General features: G+C 59.6%; 21 protein-coding genes, 2 tRNA genes and 1 pseudogene. 8 read left to right on the top strand and 16 right to left on the bottom strand.

The features are described 5' to 3' along the window. Window positions 1-254 precede the first annotated feature (254 nt). A complete protein-coding gene (locus HB780_RS30505; protein ID WP_183691896.1) occupies window positions 255-1,340 on the top strand; it encodes a 3-deoxy-7-phosphoheptulonate synthase in 1,086 nt (361 codons plus the stop codon). A gap of 85 nt (window positions 1,341-1,425) precedes the next feature. Here HB780_RS30505 and HB780_RS30500 read toward each other — a convergent pair whose 3' ends face one another. The 6 genes from HB780_RS30500 to HB780_RS30475 all read right to left on the bottom strand — a co-directional run bounded on the left by HB780_RS30500 (window position 1,426) and on the right by HB780_RS30475 (window position 4,636). Further along, window positions 1,426-1,839, bottom strand: coding sequence for a DUF6314 family protein (locus tag HB780_RS30500; RefSeq protein WP_183691894.1), 414 nt, complete (start codon window positions 1,837-1,839; stop codon window positions 1,426-1,428). Then, the gene (gene msrA, locus HB780_RS30495) at window positions 1,840-2,367 is read right to left on the bottom strand and encodes a peptide-methionine (S)-S-oxide reductase MsrA (RefSeq protein ID WP_183691892.1); all 528 of its coding nucleotides are present in this window, start codon (window positions 2,365-2,367) and stop codon (window positions 1,840-1,842) included. Then, window positions 2,364-2,813 (bottom strand): peptide-methionine (R)-S-oxide reductase MsrB, encoded by a 450-nt coding sequence (gene msrB / locus HB780_RS30490; RefSeq protein ID WP_183691889.1) that lies wholly within the window; start codon window positions 2,811-2,813, stop codon window positions 2,364-2,366. Before msrB ends, msrA begins: the two co-directional genes overlap by 4 nt. A 188-nt stretch (window positions 2,814-3,001) precedes the next feature. Further along, a complete protein-coding gene (locus HB780_RS30485; protein ID WP_183691887.1) occupies window positions 3,002-3,499 on the bottom strand; it encodes a GAF domain-containing protein in 498 nt (165 codons plus the stop codon). A 42-nt stretch (window positions 3,500-3,541) separates the two neighbouring features. Then, window positions 3,542-4,336 (bottom strand): pentapeptide repeat-containing protein, encoded by a 795-nt coding sequence (locus tag HB780_RS30480; protein WP_286203092.1) that lies wholly within the window; start codon window positions 4,334-4,336, stop codon window positions 3,542-3,544. A gap of 223 nt (window positions 4,337-4,559) precedes the next feature. Next, window positions 4,560-4,636, bottom strand: a tRNA-Pro gene (locus HB780_RS30475). Between the two features lie 305 nt (window positions 4,637-4,941). Between HB780_RS30475 and HB780_RS30470 the strand changes: the two genes are divergently transcribed. After that, on the top strand, window positions 4,942-5,346 hold the full coding sequence (locus HB780_RS30470; protein WP_183691885.1) for a hypothetical protein: 405 nt from the start codon (window positions 4,942-4,944) through the stop codon (window positions 5,344-5,346). Between the two features lie 76 nt (window positions 5,347-5,422). On the opposite strand, the gene HB780_RS30465 is transcribed toward HB780_RS30470, so the two are convergent. The 5 genes from HB780_RS30465 to HB780_RS30445 all read right to left on the bottom strand — a co-directional run bounded on the left by HB780_RS30465 (window position 5,423) and on the right by HB780_RS30445 (window position 10,429). Further along, a complete protein-coding gene (locus HB780_RS30465) occupies window positions 5,423-7,144 on the bottom strand; it encodes a hypothetical protein (protein WP_183691883.1) in 1,722 nt (573 codons plus the stop codon). Then, a complete protein-coding gene (locus HB780_RS30460; protein ID WP_183691881.1) occupies window positions 7,144-8,214 on the bottom strand; it encodes a glycosyltransferase family 2 protein in 1,071 nt (356 codons plus the stop codon). The genes HB780_RS30465 and HB780_RS30460 overlap by 1 nt, the downstream gene beginning before the upstream one ends. 246 nt (window positions 8,215-8,460) lie before the next feature. Further along, window positions 8,461-9,462 (bottom strand): P-loop ATPase, Sll1717 family, encoded by a 1,002-nt coding sequence (locus HB780_RS30455; RefSeq protein ID WP_183691879.1) that lies wholly within the window; start codon window positions 9,460-9,462, stop codon window positions 8,461-8,463. After that, window positions 9,459-10,121 (bottom strand): hypothetical protein, encoded by a 663-nt coding sequence (locus HB780_RS30450; protein ID WP_183691877.1) that lies wholly within the window; start codon window positions 10,119-10,121, stop codon window positions 9,459-9,461. The genes HB780_RS30455 and HB780_RS30450 overlap by 4 nt, the downstream gene beginning before the upstream one ends. Window positions 10,122-10,355: 234 nt before the next feature. Continuing rightward, window positions 10,356-10,429: transfer RNA gene (locus HB780_RS30445), tRNA-Gln, on the bottom strand. A gap of 159 nt (window positions 10,430-10,588) precedes the next feature. Between HB780_RS30445 and HB780_RS30440 the strand changes: the two genes are divergently transcribed. Then, window positions 10,589-10,891 carry a cupin domain-containing protein gene (locus HB780_RS30440; RefSeq protein ID WP_183691875.1) on the top strand — a complete coding sequence of 101 codons (303 nt, stop codon included), beginning with the start codon at window positions 10,589-10,591 and terminating at the stop codon, window positions 10,889-10,891. Then, a complete protein-coding gene (locus tag HB780_RS30435) occupies window positions 10,888-11,796 on the top strand; it encodes an MBL fold metallo-hydrolase (protein WP_183691873.1) in 909 nt (302 codons plus the stop codon). The genes HB780_RS30440 and HB780_RS30435 overlap by 4 nt, the downstream gene beginning before the upstream one ends. A gap of 6 nt (window positions 11,797-11,802) precedes the next feature. On the opposite strand, the gene HB780_RS30430 is transcribed toward HB780_RS30435, so the two are convergent. Beyond that, window positions 11,803-12,735: a DUF1499 domain-containing protein gene (locus tag HB780_RS30430; RefSeq protein ID WP_183691871.1), complete on the bottom strand. Its 933-nt coding sequence runs from the start codon at window positions 12,733-12,735 to the stop codon at window positions 11,803-11,805. A gap of 233 nt (window positions 12,736-12,968) precedes the next feature. Between HB780_RS30430 and HB780_RS30425 the strand changes: the two genes are divergently transcribed. Together HB780_RS30425 and HB780_RS30420 are read left to right on the top strand one after the other, a co-directional pair. Further along, window positions 12,969-13,394, top strand: coding sequence for a hypothetical protein (locus HB780_RS30425; RefSeq protein ID WP_183691869.1), 426 nt, complete (start codon window positions 12,969-12,971; stop codon window positions 13,392-13,394). 90 nt (window positions 13,395-13,484) lie between these two features. Further along, complete coding sequence (locus HB780_RS30420) at window positions 13,485-13,760, top strand: hypothetical protein (protein WP_183691868.1); 276 nt, start codon at window positions 13,485-13,487, stop codon at window positions 13,758-13,760. Between the two features lie 26 nt (window positions 13,761-13,786). On the opposite strand, the pseudogene ppdK reads toward HB780_RS30420, so the two are convergent. After that, a pseudogene (gene ppdK, locus HB780_RS30415) lies at window positions 13,787-16,452 on the bottom strand (pyruvate, phosphate dikinase). Between the two features lie 182 nt (window positions 16,453-16,634). On the opposite strand from ppdK, the gene HB780_RS30410 reads away from it, so the two are divergent. After that, on the top strand, window positions 16,635-16,925 hold the full coding sequence (locus HB780_RS30410) for a type II toxin-antitoxin system RelE/ParE family toxin (protein WP_183691866.1): 291 nt from the start codon (window positions 16,635-16,637) through the stop codon (window positions 16,923-16,925). A gap of 9 nt (window positions 16,926-16,934) precedes the next feature. Then, window positions 16,935-17,270, top strand: coding sequence for a HigA family addiction module antitoxin (locus HB780_RS30405; protein ID WP_183691864.1), 336 nt, complete (start codon window positions 16,935-16,937; stop codon window positions 17,268-17,270). A 14-nt stretch (window positions 17,271-17,284) separates the two neighbouring features. On the opposite strand, the gene HB780_RS30400 is transcribed toward HB780_RS30405, so the two are convergent. From HB780_RS30400 to HB780_RS30390, 3 genes are all read right to left on the bottom strand, one after another. Further along, complete coding sequence (locus tag HB780_RS30400) at window positions 17,285-18,610, bottom strand: hemolysin family protein (protein WP_183691862.1); 1,326 nt, start codon at window positions 18,608-18,610, stop codon at window positions 17,285-17,287. Window positions 18,611-18,750: 140 nt separating this feature from the next. Further along, the gene (locus HB780_RS30395; protein ID WP_183691860.1) at window positions 18,751-22,212 is read right to left on the bottom strand and encodes a chromosome segregation SMC family protein; all 3,462 of its coding nucleotides are present in this window, start codon (window positions 22,210-22,212) and stop codon (window positions 18,751-18,753) included. 188 nt (window positions 22,213-22,400) lie between these two features. Then, window positions 22,401-23,138, bottom strand: a complete 738-nt coding sequence (locus HB780_RS30390; RefSeq protein WP_183691858.1) for a DsbA family protein — start codon at window positions 23,136-23,138, stop codon at window positions 22,401-22,403. Window positions 23,139-23,215 lie beyond the last annotated feature (77 nt).

The following is a 23,215-nucleotide window of genomic DNA, read 5'->3' as shown; positions in this document are numbered from 1 at the left end:
GTCTTTTTGCTACTGCCACCAAATTGGGAGCCGGGCCAAGCACCTGCGATCAGTTCCCAAGCTATCAACGGCATCGACAAGCCATATTTTTTGTCGTAGAGACACTGCATGTCGTTCACCTACGCAAACGCCTCGCGATTTTATTCGTACCGCTGCTCCCAGCGGAGGCGGGCCTGTGCGTAGGTAAAACTGACGCAATAAAAGACCCGAACAGCCGCTAGTCTACCTGGCGGCTTTTTTTGTGTCGCCACGGTATGACCCCAAAAGGAACAGATACCGTGTTGAATTCTACTGATGATTTGCGCATTATCGAAATTACCGCGCTTACGCCGCCGGCTCGCATTATAGACGAGATCCCGCGAGACGAGGCCGTCACCTCCACCGTGACGGGCGCACGCGCCGCTATGCATAGTATCCTCCACAATGACGACGATCGCTTGATCGTGGTCATCGGCCCCTGCTCCATCCACGACCCTGTCGCGGCGCGCGACTATGCAGCCCGACTGAAGGAACAGCGCGACCGCTTCGCCGGCGACCTTGAAATCGTCATGCGGGTCTATTTCGAAAAGCCGCGCACCACGGTCGGCTGGAAGGGCCTCATCAACGATCCGCATCTCGACGGAAGCTACCGCATCGAAGAGGGATTGCGCCTTGCCAGGCAGCTTCTCGTCGATGTCAACGAGATCGGATTGCCAGCCGGTTGCGAATTCCTCGACACGATCACGCCGCAATACATCGCCGACCTCGTGAGCTGGGGGGCCATTGGTGCCAGAACAACCGAGAGCCAGGTGCATCGCGAACTGGCCTCCGGCCTCTCCTGCCCGATCGGCTTCAAGAACGGAACCAACGGCGACACGAGGATCGCGCTCGATGCGATCCTGGCGGCGTCGCAACCGCATCATTTCCCCGCCGTAACCAAGGATGGCCTTGCCGCCATTGCCTCGACACGCGGCAACGACGACGGCCATCTCATCCTGCGCGGCGGCAAGCAGCCCAATTATGATGCCGTCAGCGTGCAGGCGGTCTCGGAGCAGGCTTCCAAGCTTGGGCTCGACCCGCAGATCATCATCGATGCCAGCCACGCCAACAGCAACAAGAACCCGGAAAACCAACCGGCAGTGGTCAGCTCCGTCGCCGAACAGGTATCGGCCGGCGACCACCGCATCAAGGGCATGATGATGGAAAGCAATATCGTCGGTGGCCGCCAAGACCTCGTTCCCGGCAAGGCGCTGGTCTACGGCCAGAGCATCACCGACGGCTGCATCGATTGGCCGACTTCCGTCCGTACGCTGGAGGAATTGGCTCTGGCTGTCCAGACCAGACGGCGGATGTCCCGATAAGACTTCACATCATTCGCCATTGTTCCGCGAATGATCGAAAAAGAGAGGCGGAGATATACTCCGCCTCGCATCGCGCCCTGAGAGGCTAGACCCGCCGATAATGGGCGAGACTTACATAATGTTTTCGAGGGCCGTACACATGCCACATCTCGGCCCAGGCGTCCGGCCCGCGAAAGAAAAAGCGACCTCGATAAAGATCCAGGCCACAGTGATGGATGACGCGCTGCGATGCAGCGCCGCCAATATGGATGAATTCAGTCAGGTCGGGGAAATAAACGCTCAGACACTCAGCCTCAGAGCCTAGCCAGTAAGTTCGGCTGCTTCTGAGCGTCGCATATTCGCTCGTGGTGTCGCCATGTTCCTCGAACTGGACAGGCGTCAACAACGCCTGTCCTTCGAAGGTTATCAGGGTCGCGTTGAGACGGTCGATGATCCGACGCTTCACGTCCCATGTGCCAAGATAGCGTCCCAGCCGCTCCCTCGCGGCGGTTTGCATCATTCAGGATGCTGCGCGCTGCGTCGTGTCGGCCTGCCGGACCGGAAGCTTCCAGCCGGGCCGGACGAAATGGCAGGTGTAGCCGTTCGGGATACGCTCCAGATAGTCCTGATGTTCGGGTTCGGCCTCCCAGAAGTCGCTTGCCGGCACCACTTCGGTAGCGACCTTGCCCGGCCAAAGACCGGAAGCATCGACATCGGCGATCGTGTCCAGGGCGACCCGCTTCTGCTCGTCGCTGGTGAAGAAGATCGCCGAGCGATAACTCGCGCCGACATCGTTGCCCTGGCGGTTGCGCGTGCTCGGATCATGGATCTGGAAGAAGAAGCCCAGCAGATCGCGATAGATGATCTTCTCGGGGTCGAAGACGATCTCGATCGCTTCCGCATGGGTGCCGTGATTGCGATAGGTCGCGTTGCGAACCTCGCCGCCGGTATAGCCGACGCGGGTCGAGATGACGCCCTTGTAACGGCGGATGAGGTCCTGCATGCCCCAGAAACAACCGCCGGCGAGAACTGCACGTTCCGTAGTCATCGGATATCCTCCACTTGGTCGAGATAGGCGCCGTAACCTTCGGCTTCCATGCGATCACGATGCACGAAGCGAAGCGAGGCGGAGTTGATGCAATAGCGCAGACCGCCGCGATCGCGCGGCCCATCGGGAAAAACGTGACCCAGATGGCTGTCGCCGTGCAGCGAACGCACTTCTACGCGCAGCATGCCATGTGAGTTATCGGAGAGTTCGCTGACGTTGGCGGCCTCGATCGGCTTGGTGAAGCTCGGCCAGCCGCAGCCGGAATCAAACTTGTCGGAAGAGGCAAACAGCGGCTCGCCCGATACGATATCGACATAGATGCCCGGCTGCTTGTTATCGACATATTCGCCCGTGAAGGGGCGCTCCGTGCCGCTTTGTTGGGTCACACGGTATTGTTCCGGCGACAGCTTCGCTATGGCCTCGGAGGTCTTGCTGTAATTTCGCATTCTTGTTCTCCTTGCTCTTGGACGCATACCTCAAGCTTCACCAGCTATTACGGGAGAATGCCGGACATCGTTACAGACGTTAAGCTCGATAAGCGTCGCGGGAGTGGTTGCGACGGAAATATAGGTATGGTGCAGTCGGTTTGCCATATCTGACACGGCGGCGTGATGCGCCGCGCAGCGACAGGCAGTCACTCATCCCAGTCGCAGGCAGCGGTATAAATTGCCGAGAGCGTCTCGATGCCGGCCTGATCGTCTTTGTCGAAACGGCCGGGAAGTGGACTGTCGAGATCGATGACGCCGAAGACAAGGCCATCGCGGAACAGCGGAACTACCAGCTCCGAGCGGGAGGCCGCATCGCAGGCAATATGGCCTGGGAAGGCATGCACATCCTCGACGACGATCGATTGCTCCTTTTCGATCGCCGTGCCGCAGACACCACGGCCAACGGCGATACGGACGCAGGCAGGTTTGCCCTGGAACGGCCCGAGCACAAGCTCCTCATCCGACTGCAGGAAATAGAAGCCGGCCCAGTTGAGGTCCGGCAGCATCTGGAAGATTAGCGCCGAGGTATTGGCGGCGTTGGCGATCGGGTCGGCCTCGCCGTCAAGCAGCGCCTGCAACTGGCCGGCAAGCTCGCGATAGAATTCTGGCTTGCTGGAGGATTGAATCGTCTGTTGCTCGAACATCAACTATCGCCTTTCGGTTGGGTCATTCCGGACAGACTAGCGTCAGTCCTTGTCATCGGGCGGGCATGGCCAGGAACCAGGCGCCCTCAATCCCGGAGGCAGTATGGTCGTCTGGTCGCCACAGGCCAAATTGACCTGAGTCTGTACCAGACCGGTTGCCGCCGACAGGTCTATCCCCTCGATGCGGGTCAGATACAAGAACGCGCCACCGAAGGTGACGGGCCCTTGGATGGTCGCGCCGCTCAAAGTAGCGCGGGAAAGATTGGCGAAGGAAAAATTGACGCCCGTCAGCACAGCCTTGTCGAAATCGGTGCGGCCAAGCTCGGCCTTCTGAAAATCGGCGTTCGCAAGCTGCGCGCCGCTGAATTCGGCCCGCTGCAGCTCGGCATTGGCAAAGGAGGCGCCGTTGGCGACAGCATTGCTGAAATCCGAGCGATAGGCTTCGATCTTGGCGAAATTCGCACCCTCGGCGCGCGCATTCTTCAGCCACGCACGCACCAGCGTTGCCTTTTCCAGATTGGCCGAAGTGAGATTGGCATCGCTGAGATCGGTGCTGTCGAAATGCGTTTCGGACAGATTGGCGCCGTGCAGATCGCTGCCCGGCAGCATGATATTGGTTTTGCTGCACGCGCTCCAGTCTATGCCGGGTGCCGCGACCACATTGCCGCAATCCCCGGCGAAGGCGGATTGCCCGGCTCCCGAAGCCAGCAGGAGCGCCGTTGCCAATGCCGTAGCGGAGATGCTTGCGAGACGACCAAGGACCGCACCGCCGACATTCCGACGCTGCCGGAATTCCGTTCCAGCCCGCCAGACCAGTCTTTCAATCAGGCTGCTCATCTCGTCGCTCCGCTTCCGCAACCATTGGTCCGTCCTCAACCTCGAGTCGGATGCACTCATCCTCCCCTTGTATATGGTGCTTCGGACGACAAAAAGAGGCTAGGCGCAAAAGGATATTCCAAATCGGACGAACGACTTGGCGCGCGAGACATGAAGAGATACAGATTTGGGGATCGGCTATCGGAAGCGGATGAAATTTTCGGGAAAATCGGGAATTTAGCGCTGGTCGGAGTGGAGTGATTCGAACACTCGACCCCCACGTCCCGAACGTGGTGCGCTACCAGACTGCGCTACACTCCGTGACCAGCGGCGCTTCTATAGACCAGCCATTTTTGATGCACAAGCACCAAATTCAAAAAACGAGTCTGTTTCTTGACGAAAAGATTACAGAGGCAATTGCCCAGAAAATCAGCACGAAAAATGGACGCCGGACAGAGTAAAGTGCATGAGACGCAACACATTCGGCAAAATTCCGCTTGTACACGCGGATGGGAATTTTCTTTTGCCGGCTTTGGCGCTAAAGCCCTTAGTGGGACAGGTGGAAATGCCGTGGGACAGCGGCGTTTCCGCAACCGAATGCGAGACAGAAGCTCAAGGACGATACGATGAATATCCGCATGATCACCGCGGCGGGACTGTTGCTGGCGCTGGCCGGCTGCGCCAGCACGACCACGACAACAATTCTCCCGGCGCTTGTAAGCAACCCGGTTCAGGACCGCTGGGAAGGCCAGTCGGCCGGGCGCTTCTTCGCCTCCTACGGCCCGCCGATCTCGGACCGTGACGACGGCGGTAACCGCGTCTACACTTGGCGGGGTGGCTACAAGAACATCACCATCGCGGCCAAGGACGGGAAGAAGGGCGGCAAGCGCTATCTGAGCTGCAAGGCCGATATCGTCACCAGCCAGAGCTACGTCATCCGCTCGGTCCGCATCCTCGGCGACCAGCCCGGCACCAACGGCTCTTCCTATTGCGCCGAACTGCTGGCACCGCCGCCTGAAAAGGCGAGCTAAGTCTCGAACACCATCGGGGACACGCATTCAGCAGGCGGCTCGAAAGGGCCGCCTGTTTTGTTGTCAGGGGCTTGGCTCAGCCTTCCGTCGTCAACGGATTTGGGCAGCTTGTGGCTGCCGGCACATTTGCCTGGGGCACAAAAGCCTTGTCGATGGCATAGAGCTTGGCAAAGGGCGTGTCGGCGGCAAGCCGAAGGCCGGACGGAATGGTGTCACCGCTATATTGATCGGGCATATCAGCGTTGACGACAAGGACGAAGTCGAAGCGCTGCCGCCAATTGGCGAGATAGGGCGCGATGGCGCTGAACGCCTTCAGTTCGGCCGGGCAATTCAACAGGCCGATGGAAAAGAGATTTCCCTCCGGCACGGCAATGTCTTTCCACTGCGGCAGCACGGTAAGAGGTTGCTTGCCCGCGGCGGTAAAGATCGTCGGCACGAAGGCACGGGCGTAGGGGACGGCAAGCGTCGGCAGATGCCGGAAAGTATCCTCATTCCAGGCGTAGTGCCTCTGATCGATGCCGATCGGCATGCCTTTGGGCTTATGGGTCATCGGCAGGATTGCCGAACCTTCAGAAACATCGGCAAGGACGGTGCGGATATTGGCGACATCCGCCTGCCCGTACCACCAGTTGAGCCCGATCCAGCCCGTCCTGCCAAGCGCCACACATGCAAGCACCACGGCCAGCATGAAGGCCTGCCGGCGCGGCAGCCGAGGCAGAGGGCAAACCATGGCCATCGCGACCAGCGCCGCCATGATCGGAAATCGCCAGCTGATCCAGCCAGTGCCCAGGACATGGCGCGGGGATATGCAAGCAAGGACCAGCAGGCCGATAGCGGTAACGGCAAGCCCGGCATGCAATCTCAATCGGCCTGTGCGCACCGCATTGGTGCAGACCAACACCAGCGGGATCAGCAACAGCGTGTCGGCCAGCGCCGTATAGGTCCAGATCGCCGAGATGAGGTTTGCCAGTATCAGGCCCGGCGTATCGTTCCACGCCGTTCCCAGACCGATATTGTTGCTATCAGGCAGCACTGGCGCATAGAGAAACAGGCAGATCGCCGGCAGCGTGCAGGCGAGCATCGCCACGACCAGCCGGGCGCACAGGCGGACGAAGTCGCGCGGAGACTTCAGGGCCGCCGTCGTCGGTGAAAACTCGAGGCCGCAGACGAGCGCCATATAGAAGCCGAGCGAAAAAATATGCATGACGGTCAGCAACAGGCCGGCGACGGCGCGCCAGGCAAACAGCACCGTCCGGCTCTTCGGCTGCAGTCCATGATCGACCGTCGCAAAGAACAGCGCCATGCCCAGGCCGATCTGGAAATTGATGAAACCGCCGATCAGCGTCGCGCACCAGGCGAAATAGAGGATGGCGATCTGCCAGTAATAGGAGCCGCCGAACAGGCGGCGGTGCAGGGCGATGGCGCCGAGCGGCGGCAGCACGATCGCCAGGAACAGCAGGCCGCACGCCAAGAGCGGCACGCCGATCACCGGCCCCAGCCAATAGGCCGCGAGATCGATGCCGACATTGGTGAAGGTCTGGTTCCAGTCGAGCGCATAGATCCGGTTGAACGGCGGCTCCGCTATGCCGCCGGCAAGCAGCCACATGCGCGCATAATGGTTCGGATAATCCAGGATCGGCGGAAACTGGAAAACGGCGACGAAGATGGCGGCGAGGATGACGAAAGCGGCGATGGCGAAGCCCGGACGTTGCCTGACGATCGCGCTATCCGGAATGGCTGCAATTTCGACCGGGATCGCCGGCTCGACCGGAGACAGGTTTGCGGATGAATGCGGCATCAGCGGACCGCCCTCGCCCGGCTGCTATCCTCTTCCGCCTCTCCTTCATCCGTGAGGAGACGCTCGAGTTCGCGGCGCTTGCCGGCCGCATTCATCTCGGCGAAATCGCCGGTGATTTCGATGGATCGGCCGGCCTGCGCCAGGCTCTCGATCATGAACATCGGCCGCCGTTTGTTTTCCTGCACCAGCCGGCCGATATATTCGCCGATGATGCCGATGCAGATCAGCTGGATGGCGCTGAAGGCGGTAATCGCGGCCATGATGCTGGACCAGCCGATAATCGTTTCGCCCTCGATCCAGCGCACCACCGTATAGATCAAAAGCAGGATCGCGCAGGCGGCAGAGACCATGCCGAGCCATGTGCTGATGCGTAGCGGCACGGTGGAAAAACTGGTGATGGCGTCGATGGCGAAATTGACCATCTTGCGCAGCGGATATTTGGTCGTGCCGGCAAAGCGGGCGTCGCGCTCATAGGACAGCGCCACCTGCCGCCCACCGATCCAGCTCACCATGCCGCGAATGAAACGATCACGCTCCGGCATCGCCAGCAGGATATCGACGACACGACGGCGCATCAGGCGAAAATCCCCGACATCGCGCGGGATCGCCACCGAGGCGAGCCGCGACAGGAGCCGGTAGAAGAGTGAGGCGGAGGCCAGCTTGAACCAGCTCTCCCCTTCCCGCCGCACCCGCTGCCCATAGACGACATCCGCACCGCGATCCATGATCGGCATCATCATCAGCAACAACTCCGGCGGATCCTGCAGATCGGCGTCGATCAGCAGCACACGCTCGCCCCGCGTGGCGGCAAGCCCGGCGGTGGCGGCCAACTGATGACCATGATTGCGCATCAACCGGACACCAAGCACCTGCGGCACCTCGCGGCCAAGCGCCGCGATGATCTCCCAGGTCCCATCCGTGGAACCATCATCCACCAACACGATCTCGAAGGCATCCCCGGCAATACTGCGAGCGGTCGCGACGGCACGCCGGCAAAACTCGCGAAGCCCCTCTTCCTCGTTGTGGCAGGGGGCGACGATGGAAAGAAGAGGTGGGGAGGTGTTGTTCATGGTCGCCTGCATCGGAATGGTGGTGGCGGCCAGATTGCAGGAGAAAGGTCAAACAAGGTTTAAGGGTGGGTGGAATAGTTGCTTCGAGCATTGCTAGCGATATTTTACAAGCACAACAAAGCATCTCATATACATATTTATATTAAAAATAATTCGGAAAACCACAGTGACTTATAATAGAAAATCTGCCGATGAAGATCGGTGGCCTTCTATCGCAAATAGAAAACAAAAGCAGGCATCGGCACGCTATCTCTGATGCTCGTCCTGAACATTAAGGGCACGATGTAGCATCGGATGGATATGGATCTTGGTTTCCAAATCAATAGAATCGGAATTAATAACGGGCACATCCTGAAACGAGTATATATAGCGCTCCCCTGCAGATGTCTTAATACCTATTGCTCCGATCCGATAGAGTTCGCTCACCAGCGTTCTAACAAGGGCAAGACTCGCAGCATCAGAGCCTTCCCGAATGTAGTGTTCAACTCCTGCTCTGATCGGGTCGCTCTCGCTTGCAGCCGTTTGATCGACGGTCAAAACAAAATCATCCAAAAACGTCCTGTTCGAGATATCGCGGGAGCTAAATCGGCCACGACGGTTCGCTAGTAATTTGAATACCGCTGAAAGCGAAGGAGACGCGCTTTGCCACTCATAAATTAATGCCTGCATTCTGATGCGAGAATATTCAGATTCTGCCTCTTTAATCACTTTCGGCGTAACTTCAGTCTTCCCCTGGGCCTTTTGAAAGCACTCATTGACGAATGATATAACATCGCGCGGCCTCTTTAGAGTTCTCTCAATAATATAATCGATAGGCTCTTTATTTCCAATTTTATTTCTAAATATATCATCGAATGTGACGTTCTCAGATGTATATTTTTTCTTGTATAGCTTATTTATTCTTTTTTGAACGAGCTCCTTCAGCTGCGCGTTATCCCAAACTACTCTTAGAAAATAATCATCGTATTTTTCTCTCTGAAAACCTACATCTTTATTATCTTGAACAACACGTTCAAGCACATCCTCCCTAATAGACACTACTATTTTCAGCATCTCTATCTTGTTAAACGACCGAAGGCACTCTATTAGCGCTCTAATAAGATCAAACCTGACTGTCTCATCCACCCATTTTTCATCAAGCTTATCAATAAGAATATAAAAGCTTTTTTTATATTTCCCGTCCTCGGCATCATACGATGACAGAAGGTCGAGAACCTTATTTAACTCCGCAAGCTGCTCAGCGTTCACAATTCGTTTTGCACGGGCGACAAGTTCGGATTTTTTTCATTGCTGAGAGTTCGGCTATAGCCAGCTCGCACGCTGAATTTTTCGACCTCCGCACCGAACTCACCATTGACCTTCGACTCAAGCCGAGATGTGATCTCCTTGATATTTTCATCCATGGTGATGAAAAATTTTCCTTCCCATTCCGAAAGGTATTTCAGCGCGGATTGTCGACGACCGTCCGATTTGAAAAAGTCCTTAAACCAGCTAAAAACCTGACGGGAACTTTCACCGTTGCTAACATTATAGCGGAGACGGATGTACTCTAAACAGAGAACATGCTTCCAGAGCGCCTGAAAGAATAAATCAAGATCAACATCAATTGACTTAAGAAACCTTACAATAGTTGAATTTGCAACGTAGTCCATTGACAAGCCAGATAGGTCGATAACCGATGCTGTATCGGGGTATTGTTGTTTTATTTTTCTTAAAATTGCGGTCTTTCCGCCTCCGGTTCTTGCCAAAACGAACATCTTTGAATTTGCTACATCCCGAGTTGCCTCTAGAGCGGGGTGGTCAACAAAACATTCAAATAAAAACTCGTCGTCTGCCTCCGCAGAATTGTTTCCGATACTCGTATCTGGTCGTATAATCACCGGATTAGTCTTGATATCTCTGCCCACATCAAAGCACTCCACGAGAACCATTACCCAATTTTGAAATACTGGCACAATTCACCGTTACTGTCGCACGGATTTCTACTTAGATTAACAGAATTTTTGTTGCGGCAATCGAACAGATACTAATCTGTTCCAGAAAGGGCGGACATGGGAAGTCACTTGAGCATCCTCAAAGCCGCAATGCTCAACGGAAGCCAATATCTCTAGTCTGTTGATTATATTAATAAAACAAAACAATGGCTGGGGCGCCTGGATTCGAACCAGGGATGGCGGTACCAAAAACCACTGCCTTACCGCTTGGCTACGCCCCACCAGAGTGAGATGGCGACTATTCGCGCCAAATCACCGCCTGATTAGCAAAGGTCGCATCCGCTCACAATCATTAAGTTATAGGTGAGCGCATATTTTTATACGCTTCCCAAGTGGCTATGCTAGGTCTTGTCATCCCCAAATCCCGATCAGGAGATCCGATGAGCCAGTATCGTGCCCGCCCGCCCGCTGTTCCCACCGTGCTTGTCGACGATGATGTCGTGCGGATTACCCGCTGGGATTTCGAGCCGGGCGCCGATACCGGCCACCATGTCCATGGCCTCGGCTATGTCGTGGTGCCGATGACCGACTGCCAGTTTCTGCTCGAGGAGCCGAATGGAGAGAGGCGCGTCGACATTGCCAAGGGTGCGGCCTACCGGCGGGAAGCCGGGGTCGAGCATAATGTGGTCAATGCCGGCTCCGAGCCGATGTCCTTCATAGAGGTCGAATACAAGCAATCATGAGCACACCCGAATTCGAGCTTGCGTTCGAGGCCGCCTATGGCCGCGCCGTGCCGGTTGCGCCCGGCATCGAGCGGATGACGGTCAACAATCCCAGCGCCTTCACCTTCCATGGCACCAACAGCTATATCGTCGGCGGCTCGTCCGTGGCGGTCATCGATCCCGGTCCGGAGAATGAGGAGCATTTTGCCGCCCTGTTAACGGCGCTGAAGGGGCGCGAGGTCACGCATATCTTCGTCAGCCACACCCATCGCGACCACTCGCCGCTCGCCAAGCGGCTGAAGGAGGCAACGGGCGCTCTCACGGTCGGCCAGGGGCCGCATCGGGCCGCGCGGCCGCTGCACGAGGGCGAGGTCAATCCTTTCGCCGAGAGCTCGGACATGGATTTCCGGCCGGATATCACACTTGGCGATGGCGAAAGCGTCTCGGGGGATGGTTGGCAGCTGACCGCGCTTCTGACGCCCGGCCACACGGCCAATCACGCCTGTTTCGCGCTGGAGGGCATCGGCATCGTCTTTTCCGCCGACCATGTCATGGCCTGGGCAACCACGATCGTAGCACCACCCGATGGCTCCATGGCCGACTACATGGCCTCGCTCGAGCGGCTGCTTGCCCGCGACGACCGCCTGTTCCTGCCCGGCCATGGCGGACCGGTAAAAGAGCCCGCCTCCTTCATGCGTGGGCTCAGGACCCACAGGCGCATGCGCGAGCGTGCCGTGCTGGAGCGCATCAAGGCCGGCGACCGGCTAATCCCCGAGATGGTGAAGGCCATCTACCGCGACACGGACCCGCGCCTTCATGGCGCGGCGGCGCTGTCGGTGCTGGCGCATCTGGAGGATCTGGTGGAAAAGGGCCTGGTACAGACGGACGGGCCGCCGGCCCTGCTCGGGGCCTACCGCCCTGCCTGAACCAGCTCAGCCTCCGGCAATCCCTAAAAGTTCGGCGTCCAACGCCTTCAGATAGCTCTCGGCTATGTCAGCGCTGACGCCGAGGTCGTCCTGTCCGTAGCGCGAGGCGACGCGGACATCGACCAGTGTCGTCTCCGCCTCTTCGCGCAGGCGGATCAGTACGTCGAAAGGCAAGCCGAAAATGCGGGTGCGAGTCTGCCCCTGCAACACAACATCGGTGCTCTGGCGGATGAGATCCGCCACGCCGTCGCGATAGGGGCGCGGCGTCGGCACCGGGATGACATCGGGCATATCCGTGACGGCGCTGTCATCCGCCGTTGGGCTCGGGCGTTGCCGGGGCGTACGGCGGCGCGGTCTTTGATCGCCGTTCGGATCGACCAAATCAGTGCCTTCAACCTTGACGATGGTGATGTGATTGTCACCGGCGACCTTGCGCACGGCTTCCAGCACGCGGTCGGAGGCTCCCTCGTAGCGGCGGCTGGTGAGCGCGGGATAGGCGACATTTTGTGCCTCGCGATCCCCTGATGTTACAAGGTGCCTGGCCGGCAGCCAGAGTTGCTTCGCCTCCGGCGTCGCCAGCCATTCCGGAGCATCGACGAGATCGGTGGACACATCGTAGATCGCCGGTCGCGTCCAGTAGCGCTCCGCGCCGATGCCGACGATCGCCAGCGGCAGCGCGGCATAGATCAGCGCCTTGACGGCCGAAACGCCACCGAGGGCGGCAATCCGCCAGAGCTGCGTGAGGCCGATGACCGCGAGCAGTACCGCAAACGCGGCGAATCCGGCCGAAACCAGCAGCAGCAGAACGAAATAAGGTGTTTCCAGCGGCCCGAATCGATGGCCGATCAGGATTACCCCGCACAGCACCAGCGCAAAGGAAGCAATCAGGCGCGCGGCGCGGGCGGCATGCGAAACGGGACGGTCGAAGCGAATGGTCATCAAGGGCTCGTCGGCGCGTCGGATCGGAAAGCGGATGAACCGAATCCCTAGGGCTGATCCCATGTTTAGAGCAAGAAACGGCGAAAATAAATCGGATGTCGCAGCGCTGATAAACAAGCTTCGACTGCAAGCCGATTTGATGTCGCCTAGCACAAAAACGTGAGTACTTGCTTAAATTCCGAAAAAGGCGATGATTTTCGTGTTTTACCGTGGCTATGAAAGGACTTGAGGAGATGGGAACGACGCAATCGCCAGACATCGCCGCCAAGCCGTCGCCTGCAGCAGCCAACATGGCCGACATTGCCGCCGAGCCTGCCCTGCCGCTCGAACTGCTGGAACTGGAGCTTTCGCTCGACGGTTTCTCCGGTGGGGAAGCAGGATTTTGCGAAGCGGTGCGAACAGCCGCCAAAGCTGTCGGCGGCGAGCTCCTGTTCGATCTTCCGGCCACCGGACTGATATCGGAGTACCGTCGGCTGGCCGTTCTGTGGATCCCGGAGGGCGGAGAGAACATGCGTATCATCTTCGCGGCGCTCGACCTGGACGGCGCGGAAATTCGCGTGCTGGAGCCGAGTGAAGAAACCGAGCACCTGCTGAGCTTCACCGACGCCTTCGTCGATCTGCTGCAACGCCTGCCAGAAAGACTGGATGACGCCGCCTGAACGGCTTCAACAGTGCGATATGTCTTTCGCGCCTTGCCGAGCGGCGCTATAATTTCCGCTGGCATATCTCTCTATTCAGGACATCAGGCCATGCGTATTTCTCCCGCACTCCTCCTCGTCGTCACAGGTTTGCTCCTATCCGGTTGCCAGACTGCGGAAGAGATCAGAGCGGGGGACCAGTCGAAATGCAGCGGCTACGGCTTTCGGCCCGGCACGCAGAACTACGCGAACTGCATGATGAACCAGGATCTGAGCCGCCGCGCGGACCAGCGCGCCTTCATGGAAAGCAATGATGACTTCTTCTGGGGACCGCCCTATGTCATCGGCCCGGGTTACTATCGCCATCGCGGCTACTGGCGGCGCTGATCGTCGCGCCGCCTGTCGCTTGAACGTCAGATCCTGGCCTTGATAGCCGCCTGCGCCGCCGCGAGTCTCGCGATCGGCACGCGGAAGGGCGAGCAGGACACGTAGTCCAGCCCGATCTCCTCGCAGAAATGGATCGAGGCCGGGTCGCCACCATGCTCGCCACAAATGCCGAGCTTCATGTCGTTGCGGGTGCGGCGGCCGCGCTCGGTGGCGATGCGGATCAACTCCCCCACACCATCGAAATCCAGCGAGATGAAGGGATCGTGCTCGATGATGCCTTTGCGCTGGTAGGTCGGAATGAAGGCGGCGGCATCGTCGCGCGACATGCCGAAGGTGGTTTGCGTCAGATCGTTGGTGCCGAAGGAGAAGAATTCGGCGGCCTCGGCGATGATATGGGCACGAAGGGCGGCGCGCGGCAGCTCGATCATCGTGCCGACGAGATAATCGATCTTCATCCCGGCTTCGGTCATGACGGCGCCGGCCACCTCGTCGATGCGCGCCTTGACGTAGTCGAGTTCCGAGCGCAGGCCGACCAGCGGCACCATAATTTCCGGAACCACCGCCGCACCCGTCTCCTTTGCGGCGGCAACCGCCGCCTCGAAAATGGCGCGAGCCTGCATCTCAACAATTTCGGGATAGGAAATCGCCAGCCGGCAACCGCGATGGCCGAGCATGGGATTGAACTCGTGCAGCGCATCGACGCGCTGGCGCAAGATGGCCGGCTCCATACCCATGATACCGGCGACCTCGGCGATCTCCTCGTCCGTCTTCGGCAAGAACTCGTGCAAGGGCGGATCGAGCAAGCGGATGGTCACCGGCAAGCCGTGCATGATGGTGAACAGGGCGGTGAAATCGAGACGCTGCATCGGCAAAAGCTTGGCGAGCGCGGCGCGGCGACCCTCCTCGCCCTCCGCGAGAATCATCTCGCGCATCACATGGATGCGATCGCCCTCGAAGAACATATGCTCCGTGCGGCAAAGGCCGATGCCTTCGGCGCCGAAAGCACGGGCGGCGCGCGCATCAGCGGGCGTATCCGCATTGGTGCGCACCGTCATGCGCCGCGAACGGTCAGCCCAGGCCATGATGCGGCCGAAATCGCCGGAGAGTTCCGGCTGGATCATCTGCACCTCACCCTTCAGCACCTGACCGGCGGAACCGTCTATAGTGATGACGTCGCCCTTCTTCAGGGTAATGCCGATGCCGATCAGCTTTTCGTTGCGCAGGTCGAGGCGCATGGTGCCGGCGCCGACGACGCAGGGAAGGCCCATGCCGCGCGCGACGACCGCCGCGTGGCTGGTCATGCCGCCGCGCGTGGTGAGGATCCCCTCGGCGGCATGCATGCCGTGAATATCTTCCGGGCTGGTCTCGATCCGCACGAGGATGACCTTGCGGCCCTCTTCCTCGGCAGCGATCGCCTCTTCGGCGGTAAAGACAATCTCGCCGGTGGCAGCCCCGGGAGAGGCCGGCAGGCCGGAGCCAATGACCTCGCGATGAACGCGCGGGTCGATGGTCGGATGCAGAAGCTGGTCGAGGGTCGATGGCTCGATGCGCGCGACGGCCTCGTCCTCAGTGATCACGCCTTCGTCGACCATGTCGACCGCGATCTTCATCGCCGCCTTGGTGGTGCGCTTGCCGGCGCGGGTCTGCAGCATCCAGAGCTTGCCGCGCTCGATGGTGAATTCCAGATCCTGCATGTCGCGATAGTGGTTTTCAAGCTCGGTGCAGATGCGGCGGAATTCGGCAAAGGCTTCCGGCATCAGCTTTTCCATCGACGGCCGCTCATAGCCGGAGGCGATGCGGGCAGCCTCGGTGATGCTCTGCGGCGTGCGAATGCCGGCAACGACATCTTCGCCTTGCGCGTTGACGAGGAATTCGCCGTAAAGCTCCTTCTCGCCGGTCGAGGGATTGCGGGTGAAGGCGACGCCGGTGGCCGATGAATTGCCGAGATTGCCGAAGACCATGGCCTGGATATTGACCGCGGTGCCCCAGGCTTCGGGAATATTGTGCAGATGGCGATAGGTGACGGCGCGCGGGTTCATCCAGCTGGAAAAGACGGCGCCAACCGCGCCCCACAGCTGCACTTCCGGCTCCTGCGGGAAGGCCTCGCCGAGTTCCTCTTCGATGACGGTCTTGTAGAGCGAGACCACATGCTGCCATTCGACGGCGGAAAGATCAGTGTCGAATTCATGCCCGAGGCGAGCCTTCTCGTCCTCCAGGATCTCCTCAAAAACCTCGTTGTCGAGACCCATGACGACATCGGCATACATCTGGATGAAGCGGCGGTAGCTGTCCCAGGCAAAGCGGGCATCACCGGCATCGTGGCCGAGGGCCTGCACCGTGGCATCGTTGAGGCCGAGATTGAGGACGGTGTCCATCATGCCGGGCATGGAGGCACGGCCGCCGGAGCGTACGGAGACGAGCAACGGCCGCTCGACATCGCCGAACTTTCGCCCGGTGATCGCTTCCATCTGCTTCAGACCCTGCATAACCTGCGGTTTCAGCTCATCCGAAACGCTGCGGCCGTTCTTGTAATAGAAAGCGCAGGCCTCGCTGATGATCGTCAGGCCAGGCGGAACCGGCAAGCCAAGGCTGCACATTTCAGCAAGATTGGCACCCTTCCCCCGAGCCGCTCATAATCCTTAGCGCGACCCTCGGCCTTCCCATCGCCGAATGTATAAACCCACTTGGTCATTTTCCCCCGCCCAACTCCTAAAGTTGAACTTAATTCATTGAGACGGAAAAGAAAATCGACAAATGCGGCAAATTGTTGCGCTGCACCATAAATATGGGATCATGATCCTTAAAACCGTGCCTGCCGCAGAAATTTCGTAAAGCGTAACTTGACGCAATACGAAGCATTTACTATCTAAAACCATGAAGATCAGAAACGTGATCCATAAAGGGCTACGCCGCTTCATCGAGGAAGATGATGCGTCAGGCCTGCAATCCGCCTTCGTACCGAAGCTGCGGCGAATTATCTCTTTCCTTCAGGACATGGAGCAGGAAGAGGAGTTACGGACGGTTCCGAGTTGGAAAGCTCATCAATTGACTGGCGACCGCAAGGGCACATGGAGCCTGTTTGTCACGAAAAACTGGCGATTGACGTTTCGAATAGAACGGACGGAAATTGAGATCATCGACCTCGATTATGAAGACTATCACTAGGAGGTGGTCATGAACGCTATACAGGGCATCCGCATGAAAAACCCCGCCCATCCCGGCGGCTTTGTCAAAAGCGAGATCATCGAGGCTCTTGGGCTTTCCGTCACCGACGCCGCCAAGGCGCTCGGCGTCACGCGCCCGGCCCTCTCCACGCTTCTCAACGAACGAGCGCATCTTTCGCCGGAGATGGCTCTCAGGATCGAAAAGGCGTTCGGCGTATCCATGGATACGCTGATGCGAATGCAGAATAGCTACGACATTGCTCAAACTCGAAAGCGAGAAGGAGAGATCGAGGTCGCGCCATTCAAGGCTAAGCCCAGCGATCCGGCGTCAACGCAACCAAAATGACCCCAAATGGGTAATTAAGCCCCCAGCTCCCGCCGCGCCAATATCTTATCGATCCGCATGCCGTCCAGGTCGATGATCTCGAAGTGCCAGCCGTCGAACGTGAAGCTTTCGCCCACGTCCGGCAGATGGCCCAGATGATAGAGCGCGAAGCCGGCGAGCGTGTGGAAGTTGCTGTCTTCCGAGCGATCGCGCAGGCCAAGCCGTTCGAAAGCGTCGTAGGCCGGCATCATGCCTTCCATCAAGAGCGAACCATCGGCGCGCTCGACGACATCCGGGCTCTCGTTTTCCATGTCGGGCAGGTCGCCAGCAATGGCTTCCAAGAGGTCTGTCTGGGTGACGATCCCCTCCAGGCTGCCATATTCATCGATGACCATGGCGAGGCGCACGGGTGCGCGCTTGAAGCTTTCCAGCACCTTGAAGACGGCGGTCGCTTCGTGGACGATCAGCGGCTGGCGAATGACCGCCATCGGATCGAGCGGCTTGCCGTTCAGAAGCTGATCGAGGAGATCCTTCTTCAACACCATGCCGATCGGCTCGTCGATCGATCCGCGACTGACGAGAAGCTGTTCGAAACGGCTTTCCCGGATGGTTTTCTGTATTTCCTCGGGCGTGTCGTCGGCATCGATCCAATCGACCTCCAGCCGTGGCGTCATGATGTCTGAAACATCCCGATCGCCGATGTTGAAGACACGTTCGACCAGATCCTGCTGCGCCTGCTCGAGGAGGCCAGCCTCCTGGCTTTGGGCGACCAGAAGCTTGATCTCCGCCGGCGAATGCAGCGAGCCTTCGCCAGTGCCCGGCCGCAGGCCGAAAAGGCGCAGGACCAGATTGCCGAGACCGTTCAGCATCATGATTGCCGGGCGAAGCAGGAAGAGGAAGAGGCCGAGCGGCCGTACGACGCTCAAGGCCGTGCCTTCGCTGCGCTGCAATGCCAGGCTTTTTGGCGCGAGTTCGCCCAGCACGATATGCAGGGCGGTGATGATGATGAAGGAAATTGCAACCGCGACGGCGTGCGATCCGGCGGCAGCCCAGGAGCCGGGCAGAAAAGCCAGAAGCGGCTCGAGGAGATGGGCGAGTGCCGGCTCACCGACCCAGCCAAGCGCAAGCGAGGAAATCGTGATGCCGAGCTGAGTGGCGGCGAGATTGGCGTCGAGATTGTCGACCGCCTTTTGCAGCGCCTTGGAGTTCGTCCGCCCTTCGGCGACAAGCTCAGTCACGCGATTGCGTCGTACGGAGACCAGAGAAAACTCGGCGGCGACAAAGAATCCATTGGCTGCCACGAGAAACAATACAGCGAGTATTCCGAGAATATCGAAAATACTGCCATCAGACCCAGACATGCTTCCCTTCCGGGCGGTTCAGCGCCACGTATTATTGATAGAAAATAAATCTAGCACGCTTTGTGGCTGTACGGCAGCCGAAGCGGCAATTTCTTGTCGATATGGAAACAGTTTTCCCGCTTTCCAGTCAGGGGCAGCGCTCAAGCTATTTCCCGCAACCGCTCGGCGGTCTGCAGATCGACGGAGACCAGCTGGGAAACGCCCTGTTCAGCCATGGTGACGCCGAAGAGACGGTCCATGCGCGCCATGGTGATGGGATTGTGGGTGATGACCACGAAGCGTGTCTCGGTCGAGGCGGACATCTCATCCATCAGATTGCAGTAGCGCTCGACATTGTGGTCGTCGAGCGGTGCGTCCACTTCGTCCAACACGCAGATCGGCGCCGGATTGGTGAGGAAGACGGCAAAGATCAGCGCCATTGCCGTCAGCGCCTGCTCGCCGCCGGAAAGCAGCGTCATGGTCTGCGGCTTCTTGCCCGGCGGGCGGGCAAGGATTTCGAGGCCCGCTTCCAGCGGATCGTCGGATTCAATCAGCTGCAGCTCGGCCGTGCCACCGCCGAAGAGGTGGGTGAACAACCGCTGAAATTGCACATTGACGATATCGAAAGCGGCGATCAGCCGTTCCCGGCCCTCGCGGTTGAGGCTCTGGATCGCGCCGCGCAGCTTACGGATGGCGTCGATGACATCGTCGCGCTCCTTGATCAAGGCCTGCAACCGTTCGGTCAGCTCCTTGCTTTCTTCCTCGGCTCGCAGGTTGACGGCACCCAGGCGCTCGCGCTCAATCTTCAGCCGCTCCAGCTCGCGCTCGACTTCGCGCAGATCGGGAATATCCTGCATCACGGCAAGTCCGCTGAGCCGCAGCGCCTCGTGCGGCTCGATATTGAGCGCCTGGCGGATACGCAATTCGCTCTCCTGCCGGCGCTCGCGGGCCGACACCAGTCGTTCCTCGACGCGCCCGCGCTTTTCGCGGCTTTCCGCCAGTTCGGACAGGGCCGTCGTGGCTTGCCGGTCGGCGTCGCGCTGTACGATTTCCGCCTCAGCCAAACGGTCGGCCGCGACGCGACGGGCTTCCTCGGCCTTTTGCAACTCATTCATCAGCGCGCGGCGCTTGTCGTCAAATTCATCCGGGGCGAGGTCAAGCTCGGCGGCTTCATCGCGCGCCTCTTCCTCGCGGTCGCGCAGCGTCTGGATATGTTCCTCGGCGCTGGCGGCGCGCTGGTGCCAACCGTCACGCTCCTGCTGGATCGCCAGGATGCGGCGCTGTCGGGCTTCGTTTTCCCGGTTCAATCCCTCATGACGGGCGCGGGCCTCGGCCAGTACACCGCGATCGGTCGCAACCTCTACCTGCTGATCGCGCAGCTTGAGGTCGATGGCCGTCAGATCGGGCGCGTCTTCCAGCTCGATGCGGGCATTTTCATCCTGCACCGTCAACTCTTCCATCTGCGCCTGCAGCTGGCTGGCGGCCTCCGTGACAACATCCCGGCGGCGGATCAGATCGCCGGAGGCACGTTCGGCCGCAACCAGGGTCTCGCGGGCCTCCGCGAGATGGCGGGCGGCAAGCCGGCTGGCATCGCGGGCGACGGCAAGGCGGCCTTCTTCTGACCGGATCGTTTCGCCGGCCGCTGCCAGACGTTCTTCCGCTTCGAGCAGGACATCGCGCGCGAGTTCAGCTTCGGCCTCAAGCTCGGCAAGACGGTTTTTCTGCGCCAGCCGTAAGGCGGCAGCACTTGGCGCATCCGCGCCGGTCACATGGCCGTCCCAGCGATAGACGGCGCCTTCCTTGGTCACAAGCCGCTGTCCCGGCTTCAATGTCGGCATGAGGCGCAGGGCATCCCCGGCAGCGACAAGCCCGATCTGGCGCAAACGCCGCGTCAAGGCAGCCGGCGCGCCGACATGGGAAATCAGCGGCTTCACGCCTTCCGGCAAGGCGGGATCGGCAGTGCCGCTGCCATTGTCCGACCAGTACGCGGGTGCCTGCGGATCCAGTGGTGATTCCAGATCATCACCGAGCGCTGCGCCAATCGCGGTCTCGAAGCCGCGATCGACACGCAGCTCTTCGGCAACCGGCGCGAAGGTGCCGGAGGCGGCGCCCGCTGCCAGCATTTTGGAGATCGTGCGCGCTTCCGTTTCCAAGGCATTCAGCCGCGAGCGGGCCTGATCGGCCGGTGCGCGCGATAGAGCTTCGGTCTCGCGGGCCTTGGCAAGAGCCGTCTCGACAAGCTGGATTGCCGCCTCGGCATCGGCAACGACGCCTTCGGCCGTTTCGACCATATCGCGCTTTTCGCCGGGGTCCGGCAGAACCGCCATCTTCTCATCGATAGCGGAAAGCTCACGGTTCGCCTCGTCCATCTGACGTTCCAGGCGCATCTTGCGATCGGCAAGATCGCGAATGGCGCGCTCCAGCTGGTTGCGTACGGCTGCGGCCTCGGCACGCTCCGCCGTCAGCGCGGTAAAAATACGTTCGCTATCGGCGAGCTTGGAAGCTGCTTCCTCGAAAGCCTCGCGCGTCTCCTCGGCGAGCCGGCCGGAATCGGCGAGGATATCGGCAATATCGGCCTCCTCCCCGTCGAGCTTGGCGAGAATCGCGGCGTTGTCGGCGACAAGACGCTCTTCACGACGGATATCCTCGCCCAGTTGCGCCAACCGACGGGTCAGCTCATCGCGACGGCGCAGGATACGGTTGGCATCCTCTTCCAGCTGGGCACGGGCAAACTGCAGTCGTTGCAGCGCGGCTGCGGCCTTCGCCTCGTCTTCACGCAGTTCCGGCAGCTTGAAGCTGGCAATGCCTTGCGCCTTTGCCGCCTCCATCTGCAGCTGCGCCTTTTCGGCGACCAGGACGGTTGCCCGGTTGAGGCCGCTATCAGCCTCCGCTTCCGCCTCCTTGGCCTGCACCCAGTGGATATGCAGCAGCATCGCCTCGCGGGCGCGAATATCGGCGGAGAGCGTCTTGAAACGGTTGGCCTGACGGGCCTGACGCTTCAGGCTCTCGATCTGGCTTTCGAGCTGCGACGTCACGTCATCAAGACGCTCAAGATTACCTTCGGCTGCGCGCAGGCGCAGTTCCGCCTCATGGCGGCGCGAATGCAGGCCGGAAATGCCGGCCGCTTCTTCGAGAAGCTGGCGGCGGGCCTGGGGCTTTGCCTGGATTAGCTCACCGATACGCCCCTGACCGACCATGGACGGCGAGCGTGCGCCGGTGGAGGCATCGGCAAACAGCAGCTGCACATCCTTGGCGCGGGCTTCCTTGCCATTAATGCGGTAGAGCGAGCCCTGCTCGCGCTCGATGCGGCGGGTGACCTGGATTTCGTCGCTGTCGTTGAAAGCGGCGGGGGCGGTGCGGTCGCTGTTGTCGAGATAGAGGCCAACTTCCGCCGTGTTGCGCGCCGGGCGATTGCCGGAGCCGGAGAAGATGACGTCGTCCATGCCGGAGGCACGCATGTTCTTGTAGGAATTCTCGCCCATCACCCAGCGCAGCGCCTCGACAAGGTTCGACTTGCCGCAGCCGTTCGGGCCGACGACGCCGGTCAAACCGCGCTCGATGACGAATTCAGCCGGCTCCACGAAGGATTTGAAGCCGACAACACGAAGCCTGTTGAACTTCATGGGCTGATCTCCACCCTCCCCTTGAGGGGGGAGGGTCGGACCAAAGGTCCGGGGTGGGGTGATCATTTGTTCACCCCAAAAATCACCCCCCACCCGCGCGTATCGCGCGACCTCCCCCCTCAAGGGGGAGGTAATAAAAAGCGGGCGCGCAGGTTTCCCCGCCGCCCGCCATTTGCAAAATGCGCGGATCAGAGAAGGCTGTCGATAAGCTTCGACATGGCACCAACCGACATGTCTCCTGCGTAACGCTTGCCATTGATCAGGAAGGTCGGCGTCGCGTTGACGCCGAAGTCCTTGGCTGCACGTTCCCTAACTGAGTTGACATCATCCAGAAGCTTCTGGTTCGTCAAGCACTTCGTAAAGCTATCCTCAGTAAAACCTGCAAGTTTCGACATTTGCAGCAGTGCGGCACGGCCATCGACGTCAGGGGACGCCCAGGCGATCTGCTGCTTGAACAGCATTTCGACCATTGGCATGTACTGTTCCTGCGGCGCGCAACGCGCGAGCATGAAGGCAGCGGCGGCGCGCGGATCGAACGGGAATTCGCGGATGATGAAGCGAACCTTGCCCGTGTCGACGTATTTCTGCTTGATCGTCTCGAAAGTATTGACGGCGAAATGCGCGCAGTGCGGGCAGGTCAGCGACATGTATTCGACGATCTTAACCGGAGCATCTTCCTTGCCGAGCGCGATTTCCGGCAGGGAGCCGGGCTTCAGCACTTCGTTCATATCGACGCTGCCATCTGCCGACGGAATTTCATCCTCCGGCGAGGAACCTGAGGCAGTGGTCTCCTGCGCGCCGCCGACCGTCGTGGCGTTGGCAGCGGATGCCGTGTCGGCAAAGGCAGCGAACGTCACCGAGAGGGCAGCAACGGCGCTGCCACCCAGCAGGTGGCGTTTGGTCAAGAGCATGTCGGACATCGGCATAGAGTCACCCGTCGTTAAAGAGGTCTGTGAATGGTCCATTGCGATATAACGGCTAGTTGCCGCTAACAAGGCACGGT

The sequence above is a fragment of the Rhizobium lusitanum genome, from assembly GCF_014189535.1.
GTDB classification, from domain to species: domain Bacteria; phylum Pseudomonadota; class Alphaproteobacteria; order Rhizobiales; family Rhizobiaceae; genus Rhizobium; species Rhizobium lusitanum_C.
The sequence above is the reverse complement of the archived record's forward strand: the minus strand, read 5'-3'. Positions and strand labels throughout refer to the sequence as shown.

Coding starts and splice junctions, on each gene's coding strand:
- HB780_RS30505 (WP_183691896.1), top strand. CDS start 255: ATGACCCCAAAAGGAACAGATACCGTGTTGAATTCTACTGATGATTTG.
- HB780_RS30500 (WP_183691894.1), bottom strand. CDS start 1,839: ATGATGCAAACCGCCGCGAGGGAGCGGCTGGGACGCTATCTTGGCACA.
- msrA (WP_183691892.1), bottom strand. CDS start 2,367: ATGACTACGGAACGTGCAGTTCTCGCCGGCGGTTGTTTCTGGGGCATG.
- msrB (WP_183691889.1), bottom strand. CDS start 2,813: ATGCGAAATTACAGCAAGACCTCCGAGGCCATAGCGAAGCTGTCGCCG.
- HB780_RS30485 (WP_183691887.1), bottom strand. CDS start 3,499: ATGTTCGAGCAACAGACGATTCAATCCTCCAGCAAGCCAGAATTCTAT.
- HB780_RS30480 (WP_286203092.1), bottom strand. CDS start 4,336: ATGAGCAGCCTGATTGAAAGACTGGTCTGGCGGGCTGGAACGGAATTC.
- HB780_RS30470 (WP_183691885.1), top strand. CDS start 4,942: ATGAATATCCGCATGATCACCGCGGCGGGACTGTTGCTGGCGCTGGCC.
- HB780_RS30465 (WP_183691883.1), bottom strand. CDS start 7,144: ATGCCGCATTCATCCGCAAACCTGTCTCCGGTCGAGCCGGCGATCCCG.
- HB780_RS30460 (WP_183691881.1), bottom strand. CDS start 8,214: ATGAACAACACCTCCCCACCTCTTCTTTCCATCGTCGCCCCCTGCCAC.
- HB780_RS30440 (WP_183691875.1), top strand. CDS start 10,589: ATGAGCCAGTATCGTGCCCGCCCGCCCGCTGTTCCCACCGTGCTTGTC.
- HB780_RS30435 (WP_183691873.1), top strand. CDS start 10,888: ATGAGCACACCCGAATTCGAGCTTGCGTTCGAGGCCGCCTATGGCCGC.
- HB780_RS30430 (WP_183691871.1), bottom strand. CDS start 12,735: ATGACCATTCGCTTCGACCGTCCCGTTTCGCATGCCGCCCGCGCCGCG.
- HB780_RS30425 (WP_183691869.1), top strand. CDS start 12,969: ATGGGAACGACGCAATCGCCAGACATCGCCGCCAAGCCGTCGCCTGCA.
- HB780_RS30420 (WP_183691868.1), top strand. CDS start 13,485: ATGCGTATTTCTCCCGCACTCCTCCTCGTCGTCACAGGTTTGCTCCTA.
- HB780_RS30410 (WP_183691866.1), top strand. CDS start 16,635: ATGAAGATCAGAAACGTGATCCATAAAGGGCTACGCCGCTTCATCGAG.
- HB780_RS30405 (WP_183691864.1), top strand. CDS start 16,935: ATGAACGCTATACAGGGCATCCGCATGAAAAACCCCGCCCATCCCGGC.
- HB780_RS30400 (WP_183691862.1), bottom strand. CDS start 18,610: ATGTCTGGGTCTGATGGCAGTATTTTCGATATTCTCGGAATACTCGCT.
- HB780_RS30395 (WP_183691860.1), bottom strand. CDS start 22,212: ATGAAGTTCAACAGGCTTCGTGTTGTCGGCTTCAAATCCTTCGTGGAG.
- HB780_RS30390 (WP_183691858.1), bottom strand. CDS start 23,138: ATGCCGATGTCCGACATGCTCTTGACCAAACGCCACCTGCTGGGTGGC.